This is a genomic window from Stenotrophomonas sp. YIM B06876, assembly GCF_030711595.1.
GTDB lineage: Bacteria > Pseudomonadota > Gammaproteobacteria > Xanthomonadales > Xanthomonadaceae > Stenotrophomonas.
This window is the reverse complement of the sequence record NZ_JAUJUJ010000370.1, coordinates 1-811: the sequence shown is the minus strand read 5'-3', so window position 1 is coordinate 811 and position 811 is coordinate 1. Positions and strand designations below refer to the sequence as shown.

At 45.6% G+C, this 811-nt stretch carries 1 protein-coding gene; it reads left to right on the top strand.

From position 1 onward, the window contains the following. Positions 1–498 precede the first annotated feature (498 nt). Positions 499–762 carry a hypothetical protein gene (locus tag QZH66_RS17365; protein WP_305807087.1) on the top strand — a complete coding sequence of 88 codons (264 nt, stop codon included), beginning with the start codon at positions 499–501 and terminating at the stop codon, positions 760–762. Positions 763–811 lie beyond the last annotated feature (49 nt).

Sequence of the window (811 nt, the reverse complement as noted above, 5' to 3'; positions counted from 1 at the left end):
GATGGTAGCAAGTGATTCAAATGATAGCCTTGAGGCCGACGCGCTCCAATTGATTCGAACCTGTAGATTTTATAACCATCGTCATTCAGATTTGGAAAATTTCATTCTCTCCAATCTAACGGATGAAATTGAGAAACGCTCCTGTTCAAAATCTCCACTAGATCGACTTGTCAACACAGACACGCTTAGAAGCATTTTTAATGAAATTATATTTAAATCCGTTCTTTCAGACCAAGTAGAAGACCCTGCCGTAGATGAGTGGAATGATATTGATAACACCGACTTCCGAAATCTCCCAGACAAGATTTTGGCAGTGTGCCCGAATTTCAACCCGCGATTATTAAAGGTGCTTGCAAAGAACTGCAGCCTCGCTAGGAAAGTGGAGGCAGAAGGTGCACGAGAGATGAAGNGTGCCCGAATATCAACCCGCGATTATTAAAGGTGCTTGCAAAGAACTGCAGCCTCGCTAGGAAAGTGGAGGCAGAAGGTGCACGAGAGATGAAGGCCCTCCTGCGTAGAATTCTTGATGTTTGTGAAATGCCACTTATCCAAAAGTGCGCTACCGCTACAAGCTTCACTGAGCAAGAAGTAACAAACATCATTGACGACCTTACTTTAATCGCCAAAAGCCACATAACTAGCCTGAGCTCACGTTATCGTTATGCTCCTCGTGATAGTCATGCAGTGAGAGGTGCAGTTCTAACGCTGTTTGACGATTGCTTCCTGGCATTCGATGAGGGGATGAACGATGCTCGACAGTGAAAAACTCCCTGGAGACCTGCCACGAGGCCCTCACAAAAACAAGCGCCCA

Excerpts from the sequence above, each read along its gene's own strand:
- QZH66_RS17365 (WP_305807087.1), top strand. The coding sequence starts at position 499 with ATGAAGGCCCTCCTGCGTAGAATTCTTGATGTTTGTGAAATGCCACTT.